Source organism: Brachyspira sp. (assembly GCF_029258575.1).
Classification (GTDB): domain Bacteria; phylum Spirochaetota; class Brachyspiria; order Brachyspirales; family Brachyspiraceae; genus Brachyspira.
Window position 1 is genome coordinate 1 of the sequence record NZ_JARHYI010000112.1, and the last position, 25545, is coordinate 25545.

Annotated in this window: 22 protein-coding genes and 1 tRNA gene; 8 read left to right on the forward strand and 15 right to left on the reverse strand. The window is 28.0% G+C overall.

The window, feature by feature from the left end; genetic code table 11:
* The first annotated feature begins 142 nt into the window (after positions 1-142).
* From Q1J76_RS08395 to Q1J76_RS08405, 3 genes are all read left to right on the forward strand, one after another.
* Positions 143-1105, forward strand: a complete 963-nt coding sequence (locus tag Q1J76_RS08395) for a class II fructose-bisphosphate aldolase (protein WP_300369624.1) — start codon at positions 143-145, stop codon at positions 1103-1105.
* Positions 1106-1311: 206 nt separating this feature from the next.
* On the forward strand, positions 1312-2208 hold the full coding sequence (locus Q1J76_RS08400; RefSeq protein ID WP_300369625.1) for an SAM hydrolase/SAM-dependent halogenase family protein: 897 nt from the start codon (positions 1312-1314) through the stop codon (positions 2206-2208).
* Between the two features lie 80 nt (positions 2209-2288).
* Positions 2289-2906 (forward strand): GmrSD restriction endonuclease domain-containing protein, encoded by a 618-nt coding sequence (locus Q1J76_RS08405; protein WP_300369626.1) that lies wholly within the window; start codon positions 2289-2291, stop codon positions 2904-2906.
* A gap of 48 nt (positions 2907-2954) precedes the next feature.
* On the opposite strand, the gene mltG is transcribed toward Q1J76_RS08405, so the two are convergent.
* From mltG to nadD, 5 genes are all read right to left on the reverse strand, one after another.
* The gene (gene mltG / locus Q1J76_RS08410; protein WP_300369627.1) at positions 2955-3962 is read right to left on the reverse strand and encodes an endolytic transglycosylase MltG; all 1008 of its coding nucleotides are present in this window, start codon (positions 3960-3962) and stop codon (positions 2955-2957) included.
* Between the two features lie 72 nt (positions 3963-4034).
* Positions 4035-5285, reverse strand: a complete 1251-nt coding sequence (gene hisS, locus Q1J76_RS08415) for a histidine--tRNA ligase (RefSeq protein ID WP_300369628.1) — start codon at positions 5283-5285, stop codon at positions 4035-4037.
* Between the two features lie 29 nt (positions 5286-5314).
* Positions 5315-7351 (reverse strand): hypothetical protein, encoded by a 2037-nt coding sequence (locus Q1J76_RS08420; RefSeq protein ID WP_300369629.1) that lies wholly within the window; start codon positions 7349-7351, stop codon positions 5315-5317.
* A 135-nt stretch (positions 7352-7486) separates the two neighbouring features.
* Positions 7487-8386, reverse strand: a complete 900-nt coding sequence (locus Q1J76_RS08425; protein WP_300369630.1) for an ABC transporter substrate-binding protein — start codon at positions 8384-8386, stop codon at positions 7487-7489.
* An 18-nt stretch (positions 8387-8404) separates the two neighbouring features.
* Entirely contained in the window at positions 8405-8992 is a 588-nt protein-coding gene (nadD, locus tag Q1J76_RS08430) for a nicotinate (nicotinamide) nucleotide adenylyltransferase (RefSeq protein WP_300369631.1), read from the reverse strand.
* Positions 8993-9109: 117 nt separating this feature from the next.
* Between nadD and Q1J76_RS08435 the strand changes: the two genes are divergently transcribed.
* The 3 genes from Q1J76_RS08435 (at position 9110) to selB (ending at position 12504) form a co-directional block, all read left to right on the forward strand.
* Positions 9110-9199: transfer RNA gene (locus Q1J76_RS08435), tRNA-Sec, on the forward strand.
* 33 nt (positions 9200-9232) lie between these two features.
* Entirely contained in the window at positions 9233-10573 is a 1341-nt protein-coding gene (selA, locus tag Q1J76_RS08440; protein ID WP_300369632.1) for an L-seryl-tRNA(Sec) selenium transferase, read from the forward strand.
* Positions 10574-10713: 140 nt separating this feature from the next.
* Entirely contained in the window at positions 10714-12504 is a 1791-nt protein-coding gene (selB, locus tag Q1J76_RS08445; protein WP_300369633.1) for a selenocysteine-specific translation elongation factor, read from the forward strand.
* A gap of 69 nt (positions 12505-12573) precedes the next feature.
* On the opposite strand, the gene Q1J76_RS08450 is transcribed toward selB, so the two are convergent.
* Positions 12574-13827: a homoserine dehydrogenase gene (locus Q1J76_RS08450; RefSeq protein WP_300369634.1), complete on the reverse strand. Its 1254-nt coding sequence runs from the start codon at positions 13825-13827 to the stop codon at positions 12574-12576.
* 328 nt (positions 13828-14155) lie between these two features.
* On the opposite strand from Q1J76_RS08450, the gene fdxA reads away from it, so the two are divergent.
* Positions 14156-14323, forward strand: coding sequence for a 4Fe-4S ferredoxin (gene fdxA / locus Q1J76_RS08455; RefSeq protein WP_300369635.1), 168 nt, complete (start codon positions 14156-14158; stop codon positions 14321-14323).
* 83 nt (positions 14324-14406) lie between these two features.
* Positions 14407-15189, forward strand: coding sequence for a DNA repair protein RecO (recO, locus tag Q1J76_RS08460; protein WP_300369636.1), 783 nt, complete (start codon positions 14407-14409; stop codon positions 15187-15189).
* Here recO and Q1J76_RS08465 read toward each other — a convergent pair.
* The 9 genes from Q1J76_RS08465 to Q1J76_RS08505 all read right to left on the reverse strand — a co-directional run.
* Complete coding sequence (locus tag Q1J76_RS08465; RefSeq protein ID WP_300369637.1) at positions 15178-15843, reverse strand: HAD-IA family hydrolase; 666 nt, start codon at positions 15841-15843, stop codon at positions 15178-15180. The genes recO and Q1J76_RS08465 overlap by 12 nt on opposite strands.
* Before the next feature lie 26 nt (positions 15844-15869).
* Positions 15870-16835, reverse strand: coding sequence for a hypothetical protein (locus tag Q1J76_RS08470; RefSeq protein WP_300369638.1), 966 nt, complete (start codon positions 16833-16835; stop codon positions 15870-15872).
* Positions 16836-16858: 23 nt separating this feature from the next.
* A complete protein-coding gene (locus tag Q1J76_RS08475) occupies positions 16859-18835 on the reverse strand; it encodes a FapA family protein (protein WP_300369639.1) in 1977 nt (658 codons plus the stop codon).
* Positions 18836-18850: 15 nt separating this feature from the next.
* Complete coding sequence (gene whiG, locus Q1J76_RS08480) at positions 18851-19669, reverse strand: RNA polymerase sigma factor WhiG (RefSeq protein WP_300369640.1); 819 nt, start codon at positions 19667-19669, stop codon at positions 18851-18853.
* A gap of 43 nt (positions 19670-19712) precedes the next feature.
* Positions 19713-20363, reverse strand: coding sequence for a hypothetical protein (locus Q1J76_RS08485; protein WP_300369641.1), 651 nt, complete (start codon positions 20361-20363; stop codon positions 19713-19715).
* Between the two features lie 33 nt (positions 20364-20396).
* On the reverse strand, positions 20397-21260 hold the full coding sequence (locus Q1J76_RS08490; protein WP_300369642.1) for a MinD/ParA family protein: 864 nt from the start codon (positions 21258-21260) through the stop codon (positions 20397-20399).
* A 44-nt stretch (positions 21261-21304) separates the two neighbouring features.
* Positions 21305-23248 (reverse strand): flagellar biosynthesis regulator FlhF, encoded by a 1944-nt coding sequence (locus tag Q1J76_RS08495; RefSeq protein WP_300369643.1) that lies wholly within the window; start codon positions 23246-23248, stop codon positions 21305-21307.
* 44 nt (positions 23249-23292) lie between these two features.
* A complete protein-coding gene (locus Q1J76_RS08500) occupies positions 23293-23466 on the reverse strand; it encodes a hypothetical protein (protein ID WP_008725115.1) in 174 nt (57 codons plus the stop codon).
* A gap of 54 nt (positions 23467-23520) precedes the next feature.
* Positions 23521-25545 (reverse strand): flagellar biosynthesis protein FlhA (locus Q1J76_RS08505; RefSeq protein WP_300369644.1); only part of this gene is annotated, 2025 nt, incomplete at its 5' end.

The following is a 25545-nucleotide window of genomic DNA, read 5'->3' on the forward strand; positions in this document are numbered from 1 at the left end:
TTTTTTTAAACTAAAAGTGTGCAATATCTATGGAACTTAAACAATAAAAAGTGAGTATTTTTATTGAAAAATTATTATTTTTACTATATTATAATAAACGAAGATTTTCTAATTTTCAATAAAAGAACTAAGGAGAAATAATATGGTTAAATTCTCAGATTTAGGTCTTGTTAATAGCAGAGACCTTTTTAAAAAAGCTGTAAGCGGAGGTTATGCTATACCTGCATTTAATTTTAATAATATGGAACAACTTCAAGCTATAGTACAGGCATGTGTTGAAACTAAAAGCCCTGTTATTATACAGGTTTCTTCAGGTGCTAGAAAATATGCTAATCAAACTTTACTTAAATATATGGCTCAAGGTGCCGTTGAATATGCTAAAGAATTAGGAGATAATGTGCCTATAGTATTACATTTAGATCATGGCGATAGTTTGGATCTTTGTAAAAGTTGTATCGAATATGGTTTTTCTTCTGTTATGATAGACGGAAGTCATCATGATTATGAGAAAAATGTTGAGCTTACTAGAAGTGTTGTTGAATATGCTCATAAGTATGATGTTACTGTTGAAGGAGAATTGGGAGTACTTGCTGGTGTAGAAGATGATGTTGTAGCTGAAAGCCATACTTATACAAGACCTGAAGAGGTAGAAGATTTTGTTAAAAAAACTGGTGTTGATTCACTTGCTATTTCTATAGGTACTAGCCATGGTGCTTATAAGTTTAAACCTGGTCAGAATCCTCAAATTAGATTAGATATTCTTAAAGAAATCGAGAAAAAAATTCCTGGATTCCCTATTGTACTTCATGGATCTTCAAGCGTACCTGAGGAATATGTTAAAATTATAAATGAAAATGGCGGTAAATTAGATGATGCTATAGGTATTCCTGAAGAGCAATTAAGAGAAGCTTCTAAAAGTGCTGTTTGTAAAATAAATATCGACAGTGATTCTAGACTTGCTATGACTGCTGCTATTAGAAAAATATTCCATGATGATCCTAAAGAATTCGATCCTAGAAAATATTTAGGACCTGCTCGTGATGAAATGAAAAAACTTTATATGCATAAAATCATTAATGTATTAGGTTCTAATAATAGAATATAATAAAAAATATTTTAATAAAGGAGATACTGTGGGAAAACAGCATAGAAAAATAGTTAAACGTAAAAGAGCTTTGAGAAGAATTAAGAGACAAAAAGAAGCTCTAAATGCTAAAACTAAGTAAATTAAAATATTAAGGGTGTAAGGACAATTCTTATGCCCTTAATTTTTTAACCAAATTCAATATATAATGAAAAAAGGATATGAAAATGAAAAAATATATATTAATGCTATTGTTAACTTTATTTGTATCATGCGAAAAAACAATAGATAAATCGCCTTTAGCTCTTCAAACAGATTTTGGAAGGAAGGATAATGCCGTTGCTAGTATGTATGGTGTGGCATTAACAGTAGATAAAGATTTAAATGTATATGATCTCACTCATGAAATACCAGCTTTTAATATTTGGGAGGCTGCTTTAAGATTAGATCAAACTGCTAGATATTGGCCTGAAGGCACTGTATTTGTAAATGTTGTAGATCCGGGAGTAGGTACAGAAAGAAAATCCGTTGTGATGAAAACTACAAATAATTATTACTTTGTAACTCCTGATAACGGAGCTTTAACTTTTGTTGCTGAAAGTTTAGGTGTAGAAGAGGTAAGAGAGATAGATGAAGCTGTAAACAGACTTACTAATTCACAAAAGTCTTATACTTTTCATGGAAGAGATGTCTATGTGTATACAGGAGCAAAATTAGCCTCTAAACAAATAACTTTTGAACAGGTTGGAAAATCACTTGGAACAAATATAACAAAAATAGAATATGAAAAGGCTAGATTTGAAAATAATGAATTTTTTGCTAATATACCTATACTAGACATTCAATATGGAAATGTTTGGTCATCATTACCTCGCAAATTAATGCTTGATAATGGTGTACAAGTAGGCGATACTTTAAATGTTTCTATATACAATGGAAATGAATTAATATGGAATGGAGATGTTAAGTTAGTAAACACTTTCGCAGATGTGGCTGAAGGTGATAATATGTCTTATTTTAATTCTGAACTTAATTTTTCAATTGCTGTAAATTTGGGAAATTTCTCTGAAAAATATAAAGTTTATAGTGGTCCTAATTGGAGTATGAAAATAATGAAAAAATAGTAGTAAGAATAAATAAAAAGCTGATAAATTATCAATTTATTAGCTTTTTATAATGAAGTTTTTAGCAGGAATAAATTATTATGTCAAGAAGACAAAGAAAAAATAAAAAATCATCTCCTATATTAATAATATTTATTTTATTAATAGCAGCAGCATATTACTATTATAATAACATATATATTAAGAAGTATATGCCTAAAAAATATCAAAGTGAAAATATAACTAAATACAATAGAGATGATTGGGGTAATTGGATAGATGAAGATGGGGATGGACTTAATACAAGACATGAAGTATTAGCAAGGGAATCTCTGATAAAACCTACTATATCAAATAATAAAGTAATATCTGGAAAATGGTATGACAAGTTTACAGGAAAATATTTTACCAATGCTAGGGATTTAGATATAGATCATTTGGTTCCTCTAAAAAATGCCCATACCAGTGCTACTAGCAATTGGAGTAAAGAAAAAAAGAATGAATATTATAATTATTTAAAAAATGAAAATCATTTAATAGCGGTATCAAAAAGTGTAAATCGTTCTAAAGGTGATAAATCTCCTGTTGAATGGCTACCTCCTAATGAAGAATATCAATGCGAATATGTACGCGAATGGTATAAAATAAAAACTGATTGGGGACTTACTATAGAAGAAGGTTTTGATGAAGTTTCAAATAGAGTTTGTAAAGGAAGATAGTTATATTTAGCTTATAAAAATAATAACTATTTCCTTTTATCTATTATCTTATTTATTAAGAATATATCTATTAATATTTTCAACATGCTCTTCATAAGTAACAGAGAAAGCATGTTTTCCTGTTCCGTCAGCTACAAAGAAAATATAATCAGTATTTGCAGGCTCCAATGCTGCCTCTATGGCTCTAGCTCCAGATGAACATATAGGTCCGGGAGGAAGTCCAGTATTTTTATATGTATTATAAGGATGAATCATACGTAAATCATCATATCTAAGATTAGGCTTTTCTATATAATCTCCTTTAACCAAAGTCATAGCATATATAGTTGTAGGATCAGCCTCTAATCTTTTATCTATTTTCAAACGATTATAATATGCAGATGCTATAAGCTTAGGATCATCTAAAGGTCCCATTTCTTTTTCCACTATTGAAGCCATAGTAAGTACTTCATGAACATTTCTTCCTATCTTTTTTGCTCTTTCTTCCAAATCAGGAAATTGCTTATATAAAGAATCTATCATATATGTAACTAAAGTTTTAGTTGGATTACCTTTTACTATATAATATGTAGAAGGAAATATATATCCCTCAACACTATCTGAAGGAATATTATATTTTTTTAATATATCTTTATCATGACAAACTTCCAAAAACTCTTCTTTAGTAGTAAATCCCTGTGCCTCCAAATAAGTAGCTATTTCATAAATATTTTTACCTTCAGCAATAGTGAATTGTACCATAGCCTGTTTTCCGCTATTGAGATGTTTCATAATATCTATCATACTCATACTTCTATTGACTTCATAATATCCACTTAAAAGTTTTCTGTCATATTTAAGATATTTAGCAAAAACAAGAAAGATTTTGGAATTTCTTATAAGTCCCTGAAGCTCCAATTTTTTTGCTATTGAAGAAGCACCCTCACCTTGCTTTATTTCAAAATATACTTTCTCATTATCTCCCCCAACTGGGCTAATCATATATTGTATAAATGCCACAGATGAAGCTGATACTATAGCTGTAAATATTATCAATATAATTAATATTTTTTTCATAATTTTTTCTCTTAGATTATTTTTTATTTTAAAACAAATAATTTATATATATGTAATAATTTTTAAATATTATCATTTTTCTATATTAGAATGAATATCATTTATGGATACTTCTTTCTCTTCTCCGCTATCCATATTTTTTAATTTACACATTCCTCTTTTGAATTCATCTTCCCCAAGAATTACAGAATATTTTACATTTCTTTTATTTGCAGATTTGAATTGGCTTTTAATAGACTTAACAGCAAAATCATAATCACAGCTTATATTATTTGCCCTTAATTGCTGCATAATTTTTAAAACTTCATTTTCAGTTTCTTTGAACCCCACTATAAAAGTATCTAGTCTTTCATTTATAATATTATTTTGATTTTCTAATATAAGTAAAAGTCTTTCAATACCCATAGCACTTCCAACAGCGGGTACATCTTTACCATTATTGAAAAGCCCAATCAAATTATCATATCTGCCGCCTCCAAGTATGGCACTTTGAGCCCCTAAAGCATTAGTTTGAACTTCAAAAGCAGTTTTAGTATAATAATCAAGTCCCCTAACAAGCATAGGATCAACTATAAAACTCTGACCTATTCTAATAAGCTCTTCACATAATTTATCAAAATGCTCCTTACATTCATCACATACATAATCATAAAATTGAGGTATATCTTTTATAGTTTCCTTACACTTCTCATTTTTACAATCTAATATTCTCAATATATTTCCGTCATATCTTCTCTGACAAGTTTCACAAAGCTCATCTTTTTTATTTCCTATAGCCTCTTTTAAAGCATTATTATAAGAAGGCTTGCATTTAGAACATCCTACAGTATTTATCAAAAGATTAACATTATTAATACCAAATTCTTTTAATACATTTACATTAAGAAGTATAATTTCAGTATCTATTAAAGGAGAAGAACTCCCTATACATTCCACTCCAAATTGATTAAATTCTCTATATCTTCCCTTTTGCGGACGCTCGGCTCTATACATAGTACCTAAATAAAATAATTTATTTATAGCGAACTCATTTTGCATAGAATTTTCAACATAAGCCCTAGCCACAGAAGCAGTACCCTCAGGTCTTAAAGTAAGAGAACGTCCTCCCCTATCTTCAAAGGTAAACATCTCTTTACCTACAATATCAGTACCCTCCCCTATACCTCTAGTAAAAAGATCTGTATACTCAAATAATGGAGTTCTTATTCTTCCATATCCATAGAGTTTTACTACATCTTTTATTTTATTTTCTATGAACTCAAGATTTTTAGATGAATCATAAAAAAAATCATTAGTACCGCGTGGTTTTTTTATATCTAACATTTGAACATATCCTATTAAATTTTTCTATTTTAATTTAAAATCTCTTCTGTTTTACTGCTTCCTGCTTTTGATGTAACTTTTGGAGGCTCATATATAGGTTTGGATTTACCCACTGGTTTAATACCTTTAATTTTTTCATTATATGAAGGCATATTAGATAAATCTTTAAAAACAGTAGATGAATAATCCAATATCTGAGTATTATTAGGTTTTGATGATAATATTTTTATAAATTCATTTCTTTGTGTATCATCAACAATACCTATCTTACTTCTCCAATAAAGAACAGTAGGATAATATCTATGATCTTCTGTAAGAGAAGAACCTACTTCAGCAAACATTTTATCAGCCTCATATAAATCATTATAAGCAAATAAATTAATAGCACCTAAATAAAGTCTAGTTCTCATCAAAAGATTAGAATTATCTTTTTTATTATAAGCGAAAATTAAATCAGATTTAGCCTGAGCTGCAAATTCTTCAGATATCTTTCCCTCATTCAAAAATCTTGAATAATAAGCTACCCCTCTATAATATGTGTATTCCTCTACAGATATTCCCATATACTCATTATAAGGATTTGTATTGAACCATTCTGTAGCTACATGAGAAGGTCTTTCTAATACTTTTCTTATTATATTCCTTGTATTATTGGCATTACTATCATATTTATTGACAGGGGTATTTTCTTTTCCTACTGTAAGAGAAACATCTTCTTTTTGCTCCTCTTTTTTATCTTTTTTATCTTCATTATTTTCAATATAATCTTCTTTCGATAAAACATTTTCTGTATTTTCAGGAGGCATTTGATCCTGTATTATTATAGAAAATAAATTATATTTGTCTTTTTCAACTTTAACACTATTAGTATATAATTTATCTCCAAAAGATATATAAGCTTCATACATACCTTCAGAAACCTCTATTACAAAGTTAGTAGATACTTCTGTATTAAATGAATAATCTTCTATATCAATGTCTATAGATCCATTATTAGGATTTTTATCTATTAAAATAGTTAAAGGATATAAAACATTATTTGTATTAGTAATAGATGCTTTAGGCTCTTTTGTACCTCTTAATATATTAGTTTTATACTCTATAATTTCAGGGTCTTCTATAACTATATCATCAGCCGCTTTTTCTTCTACTGCTGGTATTATTCTATTGGAAGTACTTTCTGGAGTTTTTTCACTTTTAGCTATATCCTGAAGATTATCTAATTCCTCTTTTTCTTCAGGTGCCATATTTTGTTCTGTTAAATCTTTTTCAATTTCATTTTCTATCTCTTTTTCTATATCATCAATTTCTTTAGTAGGAGAATATCTTTCAAAAGTACTGAATTTCTGAGATGTAAATACAGGAAGTCCTTCCTCTTCTGGAAGTATAGGAATGGAATTTTTTATTAATGTATATACATCCATATTTGAAGTAGTCCATTCATAAACTTTCTGCGTCATATTTTCAGGAGATTTTAATTTTTTTATCATCTCATTGATACTTCTATTTTCGCCTGAAAAATAATCATATATAACATTATCAGGATTTCTTGAAAGTATATTTAATGTTTCATAATAAGATTTATAAACTGTAGGAGTAATATAACTCAAATACATAGTCCAATATATTGCTGTAGGATAATTAGGATTTGAGGTTTTACAATTATCAGCATAATACTTGAATATTCTTGCAGGCAATTCTTTATCACCAGGTAAAATTGTAAGTATTCCTCCTATATATAAAAATGCTCTGTCATTATATGAATATACTGGATCATTAGGAAGTTCTAAAGCTTGTCTGAAATCACTTGCAGCTCTATTAACTTCTGTTCTAGCACCTCTAAATTTAACAAATGATAAATATCTGCTTACTCCTCTATAAAAATCAAAAACATATCTATTAACTCCGTATTCATCTGAATATGAATTTCTTTTAAACCAATCTATAGATTTTTTAGGAGACTTTTCCTGTAAATCTTCTATATATTCTGGAAATGTTATGCTATTTTGTGAAAATAAAGGCAATGATAATAGCAACATAAACAAAATAAAAATAATTTTTTTCATTGTTATCTCCAAGTATTTCTAACTATTCTTTAAAATATCGACATTTGTTAAAAAACTTAATATATTTTACTATAAAAAGATATAATATCAAGTATACTAGAATTTTTATATTTTAATAGCATAAAATAACAAATATCAATTTACATAGTAGAAATCATCTGAAGGTATTTTACCTCCTATAAGTTTTTTATCAAAATTATAAATAAAATTATAATAGTTATTTAAAGCGAATATCATTTTTGCTCCACTATAAAAAGTAATACCCATTCTATTCAATCCATAAGTAGCAGCTTTCGGATTAATTATCATAGAACTTTTTTTAAGCAGATTTTCTATTTCATTTTTATTATTTAAAACATAATAAGTAGATTTTTGATACTCATCTAAAATCTCATTCAAAAGATATTTATTTTGATTAATAAAACTATTTTTAACAATGAGAATAGCTACAGGATAATTATCTATATATTTAGACATCTCCACCACTATATGCACATCTTTATTTTCAAGCATAGCAGAAGATAAAAAAGGCTCTGGAAGTATGGCTATATCTGCATTCTTCGATGCAACGGCCTTTGCTAAATCTGGATTACTAAAAGAATAATTTATATTAACATTTTGAATTCTTTCTTTTGATATTAAATACTGAAGCATCAAATCAGGTGTAGCCAATTTAGAACCGCAGTAAATAGTTTTATTTTTCAAATCATTTATAGTTTGAATTTCCATATTTGCTGATACTATAAAAAGCTTTGTTTCTGATACCACCGCTGCAGCTTTATATTGAAGTTTTCTATTAAATATTATAGCAGCCATATTAGCAGGAATTGCCGCAATATCAGCTTCGCCTTTTACTATAGATGAAAGCATATTCTCTGGAGAGTTTATGATTTTTATATCTATATTTTTATAATCATGAATCATCTTCAATCCGCCTATTGCTGTAGGACCATTGAGTAAATGCATTTGATATGAATATAAGATATTTGTCAAAATAAATATTATTAATACTGAAATATATATTTTATTTTTCATTTTATAGCCTTTTAATTTTTATAAATATAATTTTTTTTCTATTATATAATCATATACTTTCTTCACAACAAAATATCTAAAACCTTTTTCTTCCTTTATTCTTTTTCTTATAATGCTGGAAGATATATCTATACGAGGAGCCATTATTACTTTTATATTGTATTTATTTATATTCTCTTTATATAAATTATCATTATCCTCCCTATTTACCACTATAATGTCAGCTATTTCAGATATTTTTTCAGCTTCTCTCCACTTATGAAAATCTTTTATCAAATCAGCACCTATTATAAGTCCAATTTTTCCTTCTATATCATTTTTATAATTTTTATATAAATAGTTTAATGTATTGATTGTATATGAGATTTTATCATTATTTAATTCATATTCATCTAATAAAAATCTTTCATCATGCTCTATTGAAAGTTTGAGCATATTTAATCTATCTTGATTCGATGCTTCTCCACTGATATTTTTATGAGGCGGAATTTTTGCTGGTATGAATATTACACTATCATAATTGCAATTTGTGATAACAGTATCAGCCAATATTAAATGACCTAAATGCGGGGGGTCAAAAGTACCACCAAGTATAGCTATTTTCATTTATATTCCATAACTTATAATATTATATATTCTAATATTTTTGATATAATTTTCAAGATAGTATATAAAAAATTGACATAAAGTAAAAACTAATATATTATTTGAAAAATGTATAATGGAGGCTGATGAGTCCCGGTGGACTCCGCGCTCTTCAAAAGCGTTGGATGCTATAGATGCATCGGCAGGTTCAACTCCTGCCTCTTCCGATAAATTATATCCCTTAAAAATTATAGGCTAATTATGAATAATAAATTTAATCTAATACAAACTAATGCTGTATTAGAATATGAATCTATAAAACCATATCATAAAATAATTTCCCGTCCAATTGCTGCTGACATAGTAAGAGAAACATTAAATAAATTGAGAGAAGAATTAAAAAATAATGATAATCTGCATTATAGCAAAGAAGATATAATAAAACTATGTGAAAAAAAAATAAAAGAAAAAGCAAATCTACCAATTAAAAGAGTTATAAATGCCACTGGAACTATAATGCATACAAATTTGGGAAGATCTCCAATAGATGCAGAAATTTGGGATAGTGCTAAAGAATTAAATACTAAAAGCAATAACATTGAATATAATATAAACAAACAGACTAGAGGAAAAAGAGGAGAATTTCTTCATACTCTTTTAAGCAAATTAACAGGAGCAGAAGATGCTTTAGTAGTTAATAATAATGCAGCTGCTGTATTTTTAATATTAAAAACATTTGCAAATAATAAAGAGGTTATAGTATCAAGAGGCGAACAGGTACAAATAGGAGGAGGTTTCAGAATACCTGATATATTAAGAGAGGCTAATGCTAAACTTGTAGAAATAGGTACTACAAATATAGTAGATATTAAAGATTATACAGATGCCATAACAGAAAATACTGCTATGGTACTTAAAGTGCATACTTCCAATTTTAAAATAAGAGGTTTTGTAAAATCTCCTTCATTAAAAAAATTAAGAGAAATTATACCCAATAATATACCATTAGTATACGATGAGGGAGCTGGAATATTCGATGAAAATATTAGCGAAGAAGAGCATATAAAATCAGCATTAAAAGGTGGTGCTGATTTGGTATGTTTCTCAGGCGATAAAATCTTTTCAAGTGTGCAGGCTGGAATCATAGTAGGAAAGAAAGAATATATAAGTAACATATATAAACATCCTTTAATGAGAGCTTTCAGATGCGGTAAAACTGTATTATCAATATTAGAAAAAAATGTTATAAAAAGATTAAATACTGAAGGCAAATTCAAAGGATATTCTGAAACTCTACTCAGAATTAAACCTGAAATAATAAAGCAAAAAGCATTAAAAATTATTGAAGGTATAGAAGGTTTTGAAGTTATTGAAGAGTCAATAGAAACAGGAGGCGGTGCTATGCCTGATACTTTTTATCCGTCTTATGCAATTAGTTTCAAGCCGAAAAATATAAAATCTATAATTAATTATATGCATAGTATAGATATACCAATAATACCTAAAGTAAAAAAAGATTCAGTAATTATATACCCTATAACAATAAATGATGAAGATATAGATTATGTAAGAAACATTTTAATAAAAATAAAAAACATATAATTTCTTATAAATAAGTTATAATATAAAATATTACTCTATTAATACTTCAATTTTTTATATATGAAAAAGTTGAATAAAATACAATTTTTTTATAAAATATATCTATTTCAAATTCAATAGTTATAATAGGAGATTTATAAATGAATAGAATCATAGGTACAGCAGGTCATGTTGATCATGGAAAATCTCAATTAATAAAAGCATTAACAGGAATTTCTATGATGAGGCTTCCAGAAGAGCAGAAAAGAGAAATGACTATTGATTTGGGATTCGGTTTTTTCAAGCCTAATGATGATATTACAATAGGTGTAATAGATGTACCTGGACATGAAAGATTCATAAGAAATATGGTCGCTGGTATGTGGAGCCTTGATTTAGTTATGCTTGTAATTTGTGCTAATGAAGGCTGGAAAAATATGACTGAAGAGCATGCTAAAGTGGCTTTATCTCTTGGTATAAGAAATATAATATGTGTTATCAATAAAATTGATTTAGTTGATGATAATAAATTAAAAGAAAATGAAGAGGATATTAAAAAAAATCTGTATAGAATATTCAATAAAGATATAGAGATTGTAAAAGTATCAGCATTAAATGGTACTAATATAGACTATTTAAAAGATAGAATAACTAATATACTATTAAATGAAAAATATGAAGAAGAAATTAAAACTCATATTTATGTTGACAGAGTATTTTCTGTAAAGGGTGCAGGACTAACTATTACAGGAAGTATAAAAGGCGGCAATATAAAAACAGATGATACTTTAATACATTATCCAAGCAGAAAAGAAATTTCAATAAGAAATATTCAGTCATATCATGAGAACAGAAAAATAGTTGATGCATCTTCCCGCATAGCTATTAATATAAAGAATATCAAAAAAGAAGAAATAAGACGCGGACATTTATTGGCATGCAAAGAAGAACATATATTTTCAACGGATGAAATAATATTGGAATTAATAAATGAAAGCGATATTCAATATTTAAAAAAGATAAAGAATGCTGAATTTGCTGTTGGTACAGAATGCCTTATTGCTCAGATTATACCTATGTATAAAAATGATAGTAAAGATAATAAAAGCAAAGAAATAGATAATCATTTTATTAGATTAAAATTTAATGAGCCTATATCTGTGTTTTGGAAAGAGCGTGGAATATTAATAAGTCATGGAGGGAGCAGTATAATAGCTGTAGGCAATGTCTTTTGGGGAGATAAAACTACTACATTCATTAGAAAAAGAATAATTGATAATGCTAGCAACTTTTTTGGAGAATTAAAAAGAGAAAAATATAATGATTTATTTATGTCGGTGAATGGTTATACTGAAGCTAAAGGAAAACTTCCTGATTATGCTTTAGAATTATCAAATTATTTTGTAAAAAAAGATTATTTGAATAGTTTGACAGAAAGACTAAAAACTTTAATTGAAAATAAAAAAGAAAGTATAACTTTGGACGATATAAAAAATTATTTAAATACAGACAATGCATTTACAAAAATTTTTATAGATTATTCTATTCAAAACAAAATAATAATGCCTTTCAATAATATATATAAAAAATATAATCAGGAAATTAATTTAAATAATTCTCAAAAAGCATTACTTGAAAAATTAAAAAAAGAAGATTTAAACGGCTTAGATGAAAAAACTATAAGAACATTCATAAATGGATTGAAAGATATAAAAGTATTAACAACTTCAAAACAGGTAATGTATCTTGATGAAGGCATATACTATCATATGGATGTTTATAATAGAATAAAGAACTTAATTCTGAAAAACACAAAAACAAATGATATAATAACAATAGCATATGTTAGAGATAAAACAGGACTTTCAAGAAAATATATACTTCCTATTTTGAATGCATTAGAAAGAGAAAAATTAGTAAAAAGACAGGGAAGCGAGAGAATAGTTCTTTGATTATTTATTATTGGTAAAAAATAAGCATATACAGAATAATATTAAACTGTATATGCTTTTTATTATTTTTTATTTTATTTTTGCTATAAATATATCATCTATTTTTTCAATCTTTTCTATAGATTCAATTATAGAATTTATATTAACATCTTTAAGTATAAACATAAAATTTCCATTTCTTTCTAAACTTTTTTCGATATTGAGATCATAAAAAGCCTCATTAAATGCAAGTAAATTATTATTTTTGGATTTAAATCTCACATAGAAAGTTTCATTTTTATCCTTAAAATCTTTAACCTTAAGTTCTTTCTTTTCATTTACAAATCCAAGTATAGGTATTCTTATTTCATCAGTAATAAGAAGATTTCTAGCCAAAGTAACAGCATCTGACACTATAGCACTGCTTGTAGGTCTTCCGCCTGCACCTGATCCATAAAAAACTGTATCCCCAGAACGATCTCCAACTATAGCTATAGCATTAAAAACATAATCAACTTTAGAAAGCATATTATTATCATTAAGTAATGTAGGTATAACATATATATATGCATTATCATTTTCATCTAAAGAAGCTTCTGCTATCAATTTTATAGTTAAACCAAGTTCAGAAGCAAAGACAATATCATCTAATATAATATTTCTTATACCTTTTATAAATATTTTATCAAAACTTATAACATTACAAAAAGCTATAGATGAAAGTATGCATAATTTATGAGCAGTATCTATTCCATCAATATCAAATGTGGGATCAGCCTCTGCATATCCTTTTTCCTGAGCATCTTTAAGAACATCATTGAAATTCAAATTATTCTTTGTCATGTTAGTAAGAATATAATTACAAGTTCCATTTAATATTCCATAAACATTCTCCATTCTGTCAGAAACTAAACTCTCTTTCATAGTCTTTATTATAGGTATAGCACCTGCAACAGAAGCCTCAAAAGCTATATCAGTTTTTCTATCCTTTATAAGATCTCCAAAACAATTTGCAAGCAATGCTTTATTTGCTGTAACTACAGGCTTTTTTACTTTCATAAGAAGTTCTTTTGCTGTATCCATTCCTCCCAATACTTCTATAACTATATCAATTTCATCATCATTTAATATATCATTTAAATCTTTAGTTTTTATCTCTACTTTGTCTAAAAATTTATCATCTTTTACTTTATTAATATTTCTGCTAAAAATTGTTTTTACGGTTAATTTTATTCCTGTTCTATTTTTAATTATGGAATTATTTTCTATAATAGTTTTTACTGTATCTCTGCCTACATTACCATAACCTGCAACTGCGACTTTAAATTCTTTTTTCTTAACCATAATATTTTTCTCCTTAAAATTTAATAAAATTAACCATTAATTATTAATATAGTAATTTTTATTTATATAAATTTCTAAATACAATATTACTATATTGAGTTATATTATAACATTCATTAAAAAATTTACAATATATATTATGAATTCTATAATATTAAAAAGCAAATTATAATAATATAACTAAAAACCACATTATAAAAGAAAAAAAATAATATATAGTATATAATATACAATATTATTTAATTATATTATCTAAATAATAGATATTGATTTCATTATTCATTTATGGTATAATTATAGTACAGTTTAATTTTTATGGAGGTCAATTATGCCACGTGTTATAAATAACGATTGTGTAGCTTGCGGATCATGCCTTCCTGAGTGTGCATTCGACGCTATTAGTGAAGGAGATATCTATGTGATTGATCCTGACAAATGTACAGATTGTGCTGCTTGTGAGGCTGTTTGTCCAAGCAATGCTATACATGAAGCTTAATTGCTGCTGATGGCATAGCAGGGGCGGGTTTTAATATTATATTAAAGCCTGCCCTATTTTTATTATAACTATAAGGAATAATATTGATAAAAAATACAAATGCTTTTATATTATATTATAATCAATATAAAACCTCTTCTATAATAGCATCTTTTCTAACTGATAATTCTATAATTCAGGCTATATGCTACAGAGCAAAAAAAAATTCAAAATCATTTGGCTCAGATTTGGAAAGCATATCCAAATTGAATATAAGTATATATGAAAAAAAAGAAAATCATATTTCTACATTAAAAGAATCTTCTATTATAAAGAATTATAAAATATTAGAAAAATCTATATACTCATCATTGGCAATATTCTATATTAAAGAGGTATTATTATACTGTGCTAAAGACTTCGACAGCAGATATTTTATACTTATGGAAAAAACTTTAGATGCTTTAGAAAGTTTAGAAGAAAATTATGATGATGATAAAATAAAAAAAATGTATATAGATATTTTAATTAGAGCATTTGAAATAAAAACACTTCATATAGCTGGCATATCTCCAAATTTGGATAGATGTATAATATGCGAAGATCATAATGATACTTTGTTTTACTCTATACTAGAAGGCGGACTAATATGTTCTAAATGCAAAAACATTATAAAAGATTATATAAAAATTTCAGAAAATGAAAAAGCTTTCATGAGAATAATGAAATATACACCATTAATAGAAATCATAAAAAATGAAGAATTAAAAAATATATATAATAACTCAATAAGTAATATAAGAAATATAATGAACAAATCTATATTTAATCATATAAACAGAACAATAAAAAGTCAGAAAGTATTAGAAGAGATTTTATTTACTTAATATATCAAATATTTCTTTTGTATTATTAGCTGTATATGATGCATTTATAAATTCTTTATCATTTCCAAAACCATATTTCACAGCAATAGAATCAATACCAACATCTTTGGCAGCATCTATATCATCTATTCTATCGCCTATCATTATAGTTTTATTTTTATCAAAATTTTCTTTTTCCAAAGCATAATTCAAAACATCTAATTTACTTTTAATATTTCCTTCAAATGTAGGAGCATAAAAATCGATAAAAAAATTTGTCATAGCAAAATGTTCTATTATTCTCAAAGCTGATTCTCTAGGTTTAGCAGTAGCCAAAAATACTTTATAATTATTCTCAGAAAGTTTCTTAATTAAATCATATACACCATCATAAAGAGTACAATTAAAAAGACCATCATTTCCATTATAATCTTCTCTGTAAAACTTTATAAAATCAATAGCCAATTTTTCATCATCATAACAATATTTTCTAAAACTAGCATCAAGAGGAGGACCAATAAATTTTTTTAATGTATCCTTATCTGTAATGCTGATATTTAAACCATATACTTCATTAATTTTTTTTATTCCATAAACAATAGCATTCGTTATACCCAAAGCAGAATCTATAATTGTTCCGTCAAGATCAAACAGAACATTAGAATATTTAATCATAAAAAATCTCTCTTTTATTATTTGTATTATTTTTCTACAAATATATAACCTGAAGCTGGTATTATTTCAAAATTTTCTTTAGTTCTAACCTTTATAGCTTTAAATAACAAATTAATACCCAAACTATCGCTTGACATATGACCAGCACATACAACATTAATATAATATTTTTTGCACTCATCTAAAAGTCTGTCTGATATATTCATCACAACAATAGTGCTTATTCCAACTCTTGCTAAAGCCTCTATCATAGCAGAATCGAAAGAAGCTCCTCCTGTCATATCAACTATAAATTTACCAACTTTAGATTTATTTGAACTATTAAATATTTTAGGTGGATTATATCTTTTTGCAGATATTTCATACTCTTCTATTGTGTATAAAATATTGATGACATCAGATAATGTACTAGGATTTTCACTTTGAATCTTTTTAGTTAAAAAAGTTTCAACAAAATTATCAGCAACAGTATGCATACACATATAATTAAGTTTTAGAAGTTTAGCAGCATCAACATCTCTATAATGATTAGCACTAAAAACAGATCTGCTTACTTCATTAAGTCTTTTATTAGTTAATCCTTCAGCAAGATTTATAGGCACATTATGTAAAGCATTCTTATCAGACTGCATAGATATAACATCATAGAAATTAACAAAACCATATCCATTAGGATGATGAGTAATAACTAAATCTATATCAAATTTTTTTTCATTCAATCTATCGGCAAGTAAAAGCTCGGAAGTCTGCATATCTATGCCACAAAGAATCTTTTTTATATCTTTATCTTCTGCAATATTTAAAATCCTAGTATCAGAATAAGGATTAAAAAGAGTATCCTTATCAAAATATTCTTTCTTTTTATCATCTAATTTATTATATTCTTTTTTTATATTTTCAAGCTCTTTTTCTACAATTTCTCTTCCTCTAGGATCAGCATCTATTGCACAGTCTATAGCAGCTTTATAAAAATCATTTATCTTCAAAGCCATACATACCTCTTCATTATAAACTATTATTCATCATTTTCTTTTTTATCGTTTTTAGGTTCACCTCTATACTTTTCAGTTTGAATCATTCCATCTTCCTCAAAGAATGTAATAGATTTATAATTTTGTCTTATAGCAAACTCAGCACTTCCTATAGTAAGCTGAACACCGGGAAGCATTTCCTTACCAGCACTTATTGTAGATTCTACTTTCTCTATTTCCATCTCCTGAATTAAAGATTCTCTATTCAATACAATTTCTTCTCTTCTAGTATTAGCCTGTTCCAATTGCTCTTTATAGCTTTGAAGTTGTTCTTTTTTCTCATCATCAAGTTTTTTAAGTTTTGCAGCCTGTTCAAGAGATTTTATATTTCTTTCTGTCTCCTCTATAGATATATCCAATTCTTCTTTTTCTCTATCCAAATCATCAATAGCTCTTCTTTTAGCAGGACTTATTCCAGTTTCTATTAAAGTTTTAGCACCCGCCTGAGAACCAAGAACCTTACCATTAACCTCTCTTAATGCTCTTAATCTTCCTCCACTTGCTGAAGCTCTTTTACCTATAAGTATAATTCTATTATCAGCATCAATATTAGAATTGAGTATCGCTTCAGTAACAACAACATTATTTCCAGCTTCTATATTTGAGAACTGTATAAACTTAGCAATAACATCTCCTCCAGCTTTTACATAACTGTTTTCATTACCTTGAATACCAAGCTTAACCATAATATCGCCTTTAGATTCAAGATCACATTTTCCAACAGTACCATGAACATCTATATTACCTTTAGCTTTTATAGAATAATTATCGCTTACACTTCCTTTAACAACAACGCTTCCTATAAAGTTAATATTTCCAGTTTCAGGACCTACATCTCCAGCTACCTCAAATACAGGTTCAACACTTAAAAGTTTTCCCTTAAGAACAACCTGCCCACTTATGGATGCTATAATATTTTCTCCATCATCAGACATTTCAACATTGTCGCCCAATATATCTTTAATTTCAATATCTTTACCACTTTTAGTTTCGATTTTAACTCCAAGTACAGTTCTTCCAGCTTCTCCATCTGTAGCATGAATTTTTTTAGCTAATTTCTGACCCTGCTCCACATTCTCTACAATAGTTAAATCTTTATAGTCTATACTTTGATCTTCACCTATATATTTAGGTATAACTTTTTTATTTACATTAACTAAATATTCTATTTTAGCATTTTGACCGTTTACAGCCTGACGTCCTTCAGCCGCTAGTATAGGGACATTAAAAGTACCTTCATCTAAACATCTAGAAATATTTTCTTCCTGAAAACCGAATGTTATACCGCTATTTTCTAAAAGCTCCTTAACATCTTTTAAGTCCATTTCTCTTCCGCCTTTACTAGGCTTTGTAACGGTAACATAAGCACGCATTTTATCATCGCTTATAGTATAACTAATTCTAGCATTGTTTGCAGATTTACCGACATCCCATTCAGCAACTTTCTCATATATTCCTGTTTGTTCTTTAAGCATCTTTTTAGCCAAATGAGAATCATACTCTTTAATACCTGCCTCTATTAATTTTCCCTCCAATACAGTAATATCTTCAATTCTCTTTCCATCAGCCAAAGGAGGAACTACCTTCAAGAATACTCCGTCTCTCTTTACTCTTACAACTACTTCAGTATCCTTATTTAATATAACATTCTTTTCAGTATTACCTTCTGAATAAATATTAGTATAATTACCAGAATTTGTATTTCCTAAATCAGATTTATCATAAGTAATATGAGTATATCTTACCAAAAAAGGTTTAGCTCCTACATTAAAAAATCCTTTACTTCCCTCTTCTAATACTTTATAACTCAATTCATAAATAGGACATTGAAATATAGCAGCAGCTTCCTGCATACCTCTTTCCACTGATGCAACAGAAAGTTCTACAGATCGGGTATTTTTATTATTATAAACTTCTCTATAAAAATCACTTTGTAATATTTTTCTTTTTAATTCATTCATAATAAATCACCTATTTTATAATAATTGTTTTTTTATCTCGGAAAGACTATATCTCAACTGCTGTATTGCTTTTGTATGAAGCTGTGATATTCTGCTTTCTGAAACTTCTAATACTTTTCCTATCTCTTTTAAAGTAAGATCATCATAATAATACAATATAAGAACCTGCTGTTCCTTTTCAGGTAGTTTTTTTAATGCAGCTATTATTTTATTTTTAACATCTTCCCGCTCTGCTAAATATTCAGGATTAGTTTTATCATTAGATTTTAATGTATCTATAACAGATATTTCATCAGAATCATCACCTACATACCAAACATCGCTTAAAGAAGTAGGAGAAGCTTCTATATATCTTTTCATAGTTTCATTATATTTGCTTATAGGTATACCAAGCATATCAGCTATTTCCTGAGGCTTTATATTTCTGCTTAATCTAGCCTCTAATATTTCCCTAGCCTTTTCTATTTCCTTTACATCTTTTCTTATAGAACGGGGAAGATAATCTAATTTTCTAAGCTCATCGTATATAGCTCCTCTAATTCTAGTAACAGCATATGTTTTAAACTTAATATCTCTATGTGGATTATATTTATCAATAGCATCCATAAGACCAAAAGAACCAAATCCCACTAAATCCTGAAATTCAATATGCTTATGCGAACCCATATTAACAGATATTTTGCTTGCTACATATTTTACTAAAGGAGAATATTTAATAATTAGAGCTTCTCTTATATAAGGCGATAAAGTCTTTTTGAACTCCAGCCAATATTCCTGCTCATTCTCATTAGTAATATTAGGTATTTTATCTTTGTCTTTTTTATTCATCTTCATATTATTCACTCTAACTATTAATTTTTAATTTTATAAATATATTTTACTTATCCTCTTTTTCATCTTTAGCTATCATAGTTCTAACAGCCTTAGCAACCTTTTCAGGATCTTCATGAACCTCTTTCATAATTTCCTCATTATTTACTTTTTTATCAGGAAACATACTGCTAGCTGAAGTGCTATAATTTGCACTGCTTGCAGTAGAAGAAGCAGCAGGTTTTCCAAATACTATATCTCCTATATCATCTCCAGAGCTTGAATAATTTTGTTTAACATTTTTATCTAAAGCTATAGGATTAGGAATGTCAGATATTTGGATATTATCAGGATTAAATTCTGTAGAAGGAGAAATATTATTATTATTATTTTCTCCTGTATCCGTATTCTCTAATGAAGTATCTGGATTTCCTCCATCATATATAGCATTATAATCAATTTCGTTTGATCCGCTTTCAGTACTTTCTTCTATGATTGATTCTCCAAGATATTTTTTTAATACTATTCCCAATATAAATAATATTACTATAGTAATAACACCTGAAATAATAGCTTTTAATAAAGATACATCTATTCTATTTTTATATAAAACTGATAATACAAGCGTTATAATAAATGATAAAACAGATATTATACCTGCTAATTTCCCAAAATTAGTTGAAAAAGCCTGTTTAATTTTATCTGCAATATTGTTCATAAATTACCTCTAAAAAATTCCATTATTCCTTTATTATTTTTTACTTACAAATGAAAGCAAAGACTCCATAAAACCTCCCAAGCCCTTAACATCTCTACTCTCATCATATTCCATATCTATTATTCTTTTTGCTATATTATATATAGACATAGATGCCTGACATTTATTATCATATTGATAAAAAGGAAGTTGCTGAGAAACTGCATAAGGTATAGTCTTATCTTCCATCACATGCCCCAAATATTTCACATCCATATCCAAATACTTTTTACTAGTAATGATAATTTTATCACTCACTTCTTTACCTTCAGAAGCTTTAATAACTCTATTAACCAATATTTTTATATCTGCATTAGCATTTTCTGGAGCTATAGATTTTATTACACCATAAGCATCTAATATAGCAGTAAGTTCAGGAGTTGTAACAACAATACTTTCATCAGACGAAAGTAAAAAATACAAAACTGTATCAGAAATACCAGCTCCCGTATCTACTATTATTATATCAGCATCATTCAGAGAATCCATGCTATTAACCAATTTATTCAAAGCTCTTCCAGATAAATTCGCTAAAGAAGAAAAACCAGAAGCACCTGCTATATATCTTATACCATAATCAGTTTCAAGTATAACTTCATGAAGCTTTTTTACACCCTTTATAACATGATATAAATTATATTCAGGCATGTTCCCTAATATAACATTTACATTTCCAAGCCCAAGATCGGCATCTATCAAAAGTACATTCTGTCCTAATTGCTGTAATGCTATAGATAAATTTATAGCTATATTAGTTTTACCTACTCCACCCTTACCGCTTGCTATACTAATTATTCTTTGAGGACGTTTATCTTTTACGCCCATCATCTTTCTTAATTCATCAGCTTGATCTTTCATAATACTTATTAATTTCCCAATATTTTTTATTTTTAGTATTGATATTATTTTACATTACCAAATAAACCTTCTATTATCTTATAACCATATTTTTTGGCAGTTGATATATCTTTTGGTACACCCTGTCCATGAGTTATATAAGTAAGAGGTAATTTCTTTTTAGTAATAGCACAAATTGAAGAAGCCAAATAATCAGTTTCATCAACCTTGGTTAATATTACACCTTTATAATTTGTAGGCTTAAATCCGTTTAATATCTTTAATGCATCTTTATATTTTGCAGTAGCACTCATAACAAGCTGAATATCCATATCGAATCTTCCAACTGTAGTAAAATATTTTGACATAGCAACTATATCTTCAGTACCTTTAGGAGAGCGTCCCATAGTGTCTATAAATAAAAGAGAAGAATTATCCATTTTTCTAATTTCAGCTCTTAATACTTCTGGAGTGCTTGCACTTGTAAAAGGAACTTTCATTATGCTTGCATACCTTTGAAGTTGATCTACTGCTGCTATTCTATAATTATCTATAGTAACAAAAGAAACTTTCTTACCTGATTTCATATATTGTGCTGCTATTTTAGGTATAGTTGTAGTTTTTCCAACTCCTGTAGGTCCAACAAATACTATAATCTTCTTCTTAGCACCAACCTCTATACCATTTGATAACATTAATCTCTCAGCAAAATATTTTTCAACTTCTTCTTTAATTACATCTCTTGATTGGAAAAATCTTGCATTACTTGAAGTTAAAAGATACTCTCTCAAATCTAATAATACTTCCTCTGGAAACTCTCTGTCTCTTAAATAATTGAAACTTTCCTCCATTCCATCAGCGGCAGTAATATCTGAATTATTATCGCTTATCTCTTCTTCATTATAATCTATATCTTTACTCTCATCTTCAAAATAATCTCTAATGCTATTTTTTCTTTCTCTTATATTATTTTCTTCTTTATGTTCCTTATATTCTCTATACTCTTTTCTTGATTCTTTTATCTCTTCTATGGCATTATGAATTTCTTCTTCCTCAGCAGCAAAAGTAGAAAAAGATGTTCTAGAATCATTATTATTAGAATTATTGGAGTTACTTTTATTTAGATTTATATTTGGAAAACTGTTTCCAAGATATTCCTTTACTATATCTCTTATCTGATCTTGAACCAATTTCTTTACATTATCATCTACAGAATTATTAATATTATTCTGATTGTTACTAGAAGAATTAGCATGATTGTACATAACATTACTATTAAAATTACTCATATTATTATTCATACTATTCATAAAATTATTATTATGAAAATTATTATAATTATCAATAGGAGAAAAACTATTATTATTGTTTGAATAATCCGAAAGCATAGAATTTCTCATATTTGAAAATGAAGAATTTGCAAGATTAGAATATTGATTATTATTATTAAAATTCGAAAATGAAGAAAAATTATCAATATTTCTTTCTCTTGCAGTAGTGTTATTCTCAATTTTATCTTCTATTTTTATATTGTTATCATTTAAAAGCTCTTTAGGAATATCATCATTCTCATCATCATATGAACTTTCTTCATCATTTGAAGCATTGATTGTTTTATTATTATTAGAAGAATTATTATTTCTATTTGCACTCTTTTCTTTTAATGCTTTGGTTATAGATACTATTCTATCAGCCATTTCACTTGCATCAATAGTTTCTGAAGAATGTTTTTTCATTTCTATTCTATCGCTTAGAAGTTTATTTCTATGCATATCCTCATCTTCTTCTGAATAAGAACTTTTCTCTTCCAAAGAATTATTTTTTCTATCATAAATAGAATTATTAAGCATTATTCTAAGTTCATGTTCAGTCTTCATTCCAAGTCCTAGAAAACCTCCCACTTTTACATCTTTACTAGTTAAAATAACAAAATTACCGCCGTATTCAACTCTAGCTTTGGCAAATGCATCTGTTTTATCTTTACCTCTAATAGTTCGTATATCTACCATCTTTTTACTCCTCTAATCATATTAAAACCCCAGCATCTTACCAATTAATATTGTTCTAATATACCGATAGAAACTTCAAATTCTTTTTTAATCATACCAAAAATATTTTTTCTTTTACTTTCTCTAACACTTATTATAAAATAGCTTTCTCCGTACTTATCTCTAGCCTGTTTTTCGATTTCTTCTCTGTTTTTTCCAAAGATTTTAATTGTTTTCATTGTATAACTCCAAGTATATTATTTTATATTTATATCTTAATCGCCTATAAGGCATCATTTTATACTAGCAATACCCTGCACATTATAACCCTGTGCTATTTCTGTAGTGGCTATAACCTTATACTTACCAATATTTTTAGCTATAAACTGATATAAAGGTCTTCTTATAATAGGAGAAGTTAAAAATATTATATCATCTACCCCAGAATCGCTTACAAGTTTTACAGCATCTTTTATATTTTTAATTAAGTTCTGCATACTTTCAAAACTCATAGCTATCATTTGAGAACCTTGTAAATTACCAGTGTTTGCAAGATTCTGAGCTATATTGTTTTGTAATTGCTGACTTAAAGTAATAACTCTAATATTTCTATCCTGATCGGCTGCCATTTGTGATATTTGAGATGCCAATCTGCTTCTTACAAGTTCTGTAGCCTGTTCACTTCCCATAATGGCTATAGCATCAGCAACACCTTCTAATATAGCAACACTGTTTCTGATAGGTACTTCCTCTTGAAGAAGATTCTGAAGAACTTTTTGTATATATCCAAGAGGACTTTCATTATGAGGTTTAGCAGCAAGTACTTCAGATACAAGAGCCTTATGATCATCTTTGATAAGATCAAGCATATTCTGTACCTCTTCACGTCCGATAAGAAGATTAGCATTTCTTTTAATAGTTTCACTGAAATGTGTAGCAATAACCGAAGTAGGCTGAAATAACATAAAGCCTTTTTTCTCAGCCATATCCTTTTCATCAACTTTAATCCAATAAGCAGGAAGTCCAAAAGCAGGCTCTCTTACCTTTTCACAGTCTGGAGAAGGTCCATCTGGAGAATTAGCATTCAAAGCCAAAAGCATATTAGGACGAACGAATCCTTTAGCCATTTCAGTACCATTAATACTTACTGTATATTCATCAGGTTCTATTACACTGTTATCAACAATACGAACAGGAGGAACTACAAGTCCAACCTCTAAAGCAAGCTCTCTACGAATCTGACTGATTCTATTAATTAAATCTCCTCCCTCAGATTCCAAAGCCAAAGGTATAAGCGAAGCACCAACTGAAAGCTCTATCTTTTCAACTTTTAAGAAAGGAGTAACATCTAAAGGTCCTTGATGAACCTGCTCACCTGCATCCGCTTTAGTACCGTCTTCATTAAGTCCAAGTTCCTGCTGTTCCTTTCTCAAAGCATATCCTGATAAAAATAATACCAATGATATAACGAATAATGCAATCTTTGGAAAACCAGGTAAAAGCATCAAAAAGAATGCAAAACCAGCACCTATGAATAAGTTTTTAGGCTTAGCAAAAATTTGTACAGCAATTTGTGTAGATAAATTATCTTCGCTACTGCTTCTAGTTACAAGCAAACCTGTAGCAAAACTCATAAAGAAAGAAGGTATCTGACTCACCAAACCATCACCCACTGTAAAACGGGTATAGGCATTAACTGCCTGAGTGAAACCCTCTCCTCTCATTGTCATACCAATAATGAGTCCGCCTACTATATTTATAACTGTGATTATGATACCAGCTATAACATCACCCTGCACGAATTTTGAAGCACCGTCCATAGTACCATAAAAATCACTTTCACCTCTAATCTTTTTTCTCTTCTCTTCAGCCTCTTTATCAGTTATAGCACCAGCCTGAAGTTCGCTTTCAACCGCCATCATCTTTGAAGGCATACTGTCTAATGCAAATCTTGCTGCTACTTCTGATACTCTTGTAGCACCTTTAGTGATAACCACAAACTGAACTATTATAAGTATGATAAATATTACAACACCTACAACTATATTTCCACCTACTACGAAATCAGCAAATGAAGTAATAACCTTACCATTGAAATTAGCTCCTTCAGTAAGAATTGCTCTTGTAGTAGATACATTCAAAGCAAGTCTGAATGCTGTCATAACTAATAATACAGAAGGAAATACACTAAAATCATTTGCACTCTTTATACTAAGCACCATAAGTAATATTAATAGCGATACTACAATATTAATTATAAGTAAAAAGTCCAATATCATTGAAGGCAATGGTATAATGAGCATCATTATTACCATCAC

Bases quoted from the DNA above. Each gene is read 5' to 3' on its own strand.
- Q1J76_RS08395 (WP_300369624.1), top strand. From the start codon at position 143: ATGGTTAAATTCTCAGATTTAGGTCTTGTTAATAGCAGAGACCTTTTT.
- Q1J76_RS08400 (WP_300369625.1), top strand. From the start codon at position 1,312: ATGAAAAAATATATATTAATGCTATTGTTAACTTTATTTGTATCATGC.
- Q1J76_RS08405 (WP_300369626.1), top strand. From the start codon at position 2,289: ATGTCAAGAAGACAAAGAAAAAATAAAAAATCATCTCCTATATTAATA.
- mltG (WP_300369627.1), bottom strand. From the start codon at position 3,962: ATGAAAAAAATATTAATTATATTGATAATATTTACAGCTATAGTATCA.
- hisS (WP_300369628.1), bottom strand. From the start codon at position 5,285: ATGTTAGATATAAAAAAACCACGCGGTACTAATGATTTTTTTTATGAT.
- Q1J76_RS08420 (WP_300369629.1), bottom strand. From the start codon at position 7,351: ATGAAAAAAATTATTTTTATTTTGTTTATGTTGCTATTATCATTGCCT.
- Q1J76_RS08425 (WP_300369630.1), bottom strand. From the start codon at position 8,386: ATGAAAAATAAAATATATATTTCAGTATTAATAATATTTATTTTGACA.
- nadD (WP_300369631.1), bottom strand. From the start codon at position 8,992: ATGAAAATAGCTATACTTGGTGGTACTTTTGACCCCCCGCATTTAGGT.
- selA (WP_300369632.1), top strand. From the start codon at position 9,233: ATGAATAATAAATTTAATCTAATACAAACTAATGCTGTATTAGAATAT.
- selB (WP_300369633.1), top strand. From the start codon at position 10,714: ATGAATAGAATCATAGGTACAGCAGGTCATGTTGATCATGGAAAATCT.
- Q1J76_RS08450 (WP_300369634.1), bottom strand. From the start codon at position 13,827: ATGGTTAAGAAAAAAGAATTTAAAGTCGCAGTTGCAGGTTATGGTAAT.
- fdxA (WP_300369635.1), top strand. From the start codon at position 14,156: ATGCCACGTGTTATAAATAACGATTGTGTAGCTTGCGGATCATGCCTT.
- Q1J76_RS08465 (WP_300369637.1), bottom strand. From the start codon at position 15,843: ATGATTAAATATTCTAATGTTCTGTTTGATCTTGACGGAACAATTATA.
- Q1J76_RS08470 (WP_300369638.1), bottom strand. From the start codon at position 16,835: ATGGCTTTGAAGATAAATGATTTTTATAAAGCTGCTATAGACTGTGCA.
- Q1J76_RS08475 (WP_300369639.1), bottom strand. From the start codon at position 18,835: ATGAATGAATTAAAAAGAAAAATATTACAAAGTGATTTTTATAGAGAA.
- whiG (WP_300369640.1), bottom strand. From the start codon at position 19,669: ATGAAGATGAATAAAAAAGACAAAGATAAAATACCTAATATTACTAAT.
- Q1J76_RS08485 (WP_300369641.1), bottom strand. From the start codon at position 20,363: ATGAACAATATTGCAGATAAAATTAAACAGGCTTTTTCAACTAATTTT.
- Q1J76_RS08490 (WP_300369642.1), bottom strand. From the start codon at position 21,260: ATGAAAGATCAAGCTGATGAATTAAGAAAGATGATGGGCGTAAAAGAT.
- Q1J76_RS08495 (WP_300369643.1), bottom strand. From the start codon at position 23,248: ATGGTAGATATACGAACTATTAGAGGTAAAGATAAAACAGATGCATTT.
- Q1J76_RS08500 (WP_008725115.1), bottom strand. From the start codon at position 23,466: ATGAAAACAATTAAAATCTTTGGAAAAAACAGAGAAGAAATCGAAAAA.